We start from the raw sequence: 3,912 nt of genomic DNA, 5'->3' as shown, positions 1-3,912 counted from the left end.
TCCGGTGGTGGTGCAGCGTAGAGAACTCCATGATCACCGGGGCCCGTGTCCGCCCCGGCTCGTGACACGCCGACCCCGTCCAGCCGTCGGGTGCTGACCCGTCGTGACACCTACTGCCGGTCGCTCTTAATCCCGTGTCCACGAAACCGGGAACGCTCCAAGGCGCCCTGTCGGGTTTCCCGGGGCCGCCCACCCGGCACCGTCAGTACCGATCCGGCGGAAGTAGGTGACCTTGCCACCGTTGCCGGGTGCGTCGATCTCGTCGGTCTCGGGCCAGCCGACCACGCTTTCCCAGCCCAGCTTGTCCCACCGGTTGCGGATCAGCCCATCGACCCTGCGGGCGCCGGTACCGGACGTCCAGTAGATCGAGTAGTCCTTGGCCGGGGTGACGTCGATGTTGCGGAAGTGGTTGTAGTAGCCCTGCCCCGAGGGGGTGGTCTTGTAGTCCGAGGTCGGCCAGCCTTCGGTGGAGGTCTCCCACCCGTCAGCGGCCCAGCGGGTGCGGATGGCCCCACCGACGGAGTGAGCTCCGGTGGCCTGGCTCCAGTAGATGGAGCGGGCCTCACCGTTCTTGTCGAAGTGGTTGTAGAAGCCCTTGCCGTTCGGGGTGGCCGCATCGCTGGTGGTGGGCAGACCGAAGCCGGCCGGTCCGCCGTTGGCGGCGTAGTCGTCGCGGATGGCCCCGCACACCTTGCGGGTGCCCGAGCCGCCGGCACCGGCGGGGTAGTTGGTGCAGTTCTCCCACGACACCGTCAGCCCGGGCATGCCCGAGCCGGTCTCGGCGGAGTTGAACCGCTTGTAGCCGTTCACGTCGGTGCCGTTGGCGGTGATGATGAAGCCGTAGTTGGCCAGGCCCGGGTAGTAGCCGGAGGTGCCGTTGGCCCACTTCTGCACGATTCCGGTGACGTCGTAGAACTCGGCCGCCGCAGCACAGGAGGAGGAGTAGCCGTGGGCGAAGGTCTTCATCGACCCCGCGTTCGCCCAGCCCGGGCGGGTGTTCCACGTCACCGTCGCCGGGTTCCAGGAGCCGGTGGCCGCATCCACCCACAGCCCCGAGGGGGTGCAGGAGTAGGAGTAGTTGTTCCACACCGAGAACTGCGCGGAGGTGATCGTGTTCTCCGACCCGATCAGGTCCCCGAGGTTGAAGTACACCAGCGTGGTGGAGGCCTTGTTGCCGGCGCCGGTGGGCCGGTACCCGGCCAGCAGCCGGCCGGAGTCCTGCACGCCCTCGTTGGTGGTGGGGAAGGCCTCATCGACGTAGGCGTCGAAGTTGTTCGACCCGTTCGGGCCGGTGGAGCCGGAGAAGCCGGTGCCGGTGGCGATGTGCGGGTCGATGGTGAGGGGGAAGACGCGCGCGGTGTCGGCGACCCAGGCCGGGTCCACGCTGACCTCCACCGTCGCCGACCCCGCCTTCGCGGCCAGCAGGCGGGTCGCGACCGGCGCGGTGGCCGGCTCCCCCACCTCGTTGGCTGAGGAGTCCACCGCCTTGCCGCCACCGAAGGTGGCGATGACGGCGCCGGAGGCGTCGAGGAACTGCACCCCCAGCGTGGTGGGGTCCACCCCGTCCTGGGTGGGCGCCTGGCGGGCGCTGACACCGGCGGGCAGGGTGAAGGTGTTGCGGTAGACCGCGGCCGCGGACGGGCCACCGGCGGCGGTGACCTGCTCGCGGGAGGCCAGCACGACCGACTCCTCCGCACCGGTCGCGGTGACCGTGACGGTGTAGTCACGACCGCCCTTGAGCACCCCGGGGAACACCGCGTCTCTGCCAGCGTCACTGCCAGCATCACTACCAGCGTTCCCGTCCGCGTTCGCCCCAGCGTCAGAGGCGGCACCCGAGGGGCTCGGGGCGCTGGGGGAAGCCGAAGGGGTGCTCGTCTCGATGGCGGTGCTCTGCACCCGCGCCGATGTGGTGTTCGAGCTGGTCGCAGAGGTCGTCGGGGAAGTCCCGGAGGACGTCCCGGTGGAGGACTCGGTGGAGGTGCTGCTGGACGTCCCCGACTTGGTTGCCTTGCCGACCCCGGCGCTGGAGGTCGGGGTGGGGGTGATGACCGGTGCCGGGGCGTCGACGCCGCTGCCGGGCAGGGCCGGGACATCGCCCGGCACGACCTGGACGTCCACTCCCGACTGCACCGGGGTGACGCCGGTGGTGGGGGCGGTGGGCTTGACCGCCGGCAGCGCTCCGCCGGGCCCGCCCCGGCCGACCGGGCCGGTGGCTGCCTGCGGGGACCAGGTGATGGTCTGCCCGGTCGGACCGACCGCGACCATGCCCGTCCCGGACTCCCCTGCCAGCCGCGCCGCCCACGGGCCGGCGGCCTCGGCGGTGGTGCGCCCGGCCTGGTCCTGCCCACTCAAGGACAGGTCCAGGTCGGCCCAGGTCACCTTGCCGGTCAGGTCCGCCCCGGTGCCGCCGTCGGTGCGGTAGCGGACCGGTCCTAGCGACGTCTGGGTGGAGAAGGTGCCATCAGGCATCGCGGTGGTCACCGCGGTCTCGGTGGTCAACGCGTTGACGACGACCGGCTGCTGGCTGGTCTGGGCCTGCCGCTGGGCGGTCTCGATCGCCGCCTGCCGCGGGGACAGGGCAGGGGTCTGGTCGGCTTCGGGTACCCCGACCGGCGGTGCGGTCGTACCCGCCCCGCCCAGGGTGACCGCTTCCTGCGCGGACACTTCCGCCGCAGCAGCCTGCTGGGCGGCGTTCTGGTCCGCGCTCAGGTCCAGCGCATCCTGACGCAGCTCCTCGGCGGTGGTCGTGGGTTGGGCGGCTTCCCGTGCCGCGGCCTGCGCCGACCACAAGGTCAGCGAGAAGGGGTCCAGGTCGAGGACCCCGCCGATGGCGAACGCCAGCAGGGTGGAGGCGGCCGCCACCCGGGTCACCCGGGTCCGGCGCCGCAGCGGCAACCGCGCCGGCGCCTCCACCGCGTCCTTCGATGCCAGCGGGACCGACGGAACTGGCGATGTCGACGGAACCGGCGGTGCCGTCGGTGCTGAGTCCGGCGACGACTTCACGGCAGCACGACGACGCGGCAGACCACGCACGAGGACACCCCTGTCGCTCGAGCCCCGGTCCGCGCAACCACCTCATCCCGGTGCGCTGATGCGCTCAGAGCTGAAGGGGCCGGACCGGCAGCACTCCCCCGACCTCCCGTTCGGAGGTCACGCAGACAGTAAGAGTCGTGACAGTGCGTTGTCAGCGAAACCGGATCTTCGCGCGCAAGATGACAAGAAATGTTCGGAGGCGATAGGCCAAAAGGACTATGGCGTGTCTGCTAGTGGTCTCGTGCGGAAGTTCGTGATCACGTGCAGGGCTGCCAGGTGAAGCTGACCGGCCTCCTGGTGCGGTTGCGGTCAGCGACCCACGCTTGGACCCGGGCGTCGCAATCCTCACGGCTGGTGAACACCGCCCGACGCAGCAACTGTCGGGCGCAGATGCCGAACACGGACTCGATCGGGTTGACCCAGGAGGCGTGCACCGGGGTGTGAACGACGCTGATGCCGCGGTGCTGGCCCAGCCAGGTGCGGGTGTGCCGGCTGGTGTGCGCTGAGCCGTTGTCCATGACGAGGGTGAAGACCGGCCCGTGCACCTCGATGAGCTGCTCGAGCAGGTCGGTGAAAGCCGGGGAGTCCATCCGCCCGGTAGCGGGGATCATCTGGACCGCTCCGGTGGCCATGTCCTGCACGCCGTACCAGGAGATCGTGCCGGCCCGCACGTACTCGAACTCCCGCCGGGGCCGGCCCTGCCGGTCGCGGGTGTCGGGGCAGATCGGGGTACGCACGGAGAAGGCGGTCTTCTCAGAGACTGTTTCAGATGTGGTGTGGGGTGGGGTGCTTGCGGGTGAGGCGGCGCAACATGAGCCGGGTGTAGGCGATCTCGACCATGGTGATGGCGGTGGTGGCGAGGCGTTCGTAGTCCCGCGC

2 protein-coding genes are annotated in these 3,912 nt (G+C 70.5%); both read right to left on the bottom strand.

Annotation, left to right across the window (positions count from 1 at the left end):
- Positions 1 to 126: 126 nt before the first annotated feature.
- Entirely contained in the window at positions 127 to 2,913 is a 2,787-nt protein-coding gene (locus AB2L27_RS20030) for a DNRLRE domain-containing protein (RefSeq protein ID WP_370443257.1), read from the bottom strand.
- Between the two features lie 377 nt (positions 2,914 to 3,290).
- On the bottom strand, positions 3,291 to 3,770 hold the full coding sequence (locus AB2L27_RS20025) for a transposase (protein WP_370443256.1): 480 nt from the start codon (positions 3,768 to 3,770) through the stop codon (positions 3,291 to 3,293).
- Positions 3,771 to 3,912 lie beyond the last annotated feature (142 nt).

The organism is Kineococcus halophytocola, from assembly GCF_041276425.1.
Classification (GTDB): Bacteria; Actinomycetota; Actinomycetes; order Actinomycetales; family Kineococcaceae; genus Kineococcus; species Kineococcus halophytocola.
This window is presented reverse-complemented; position numbering and strand designations above follow the sequence as displayed.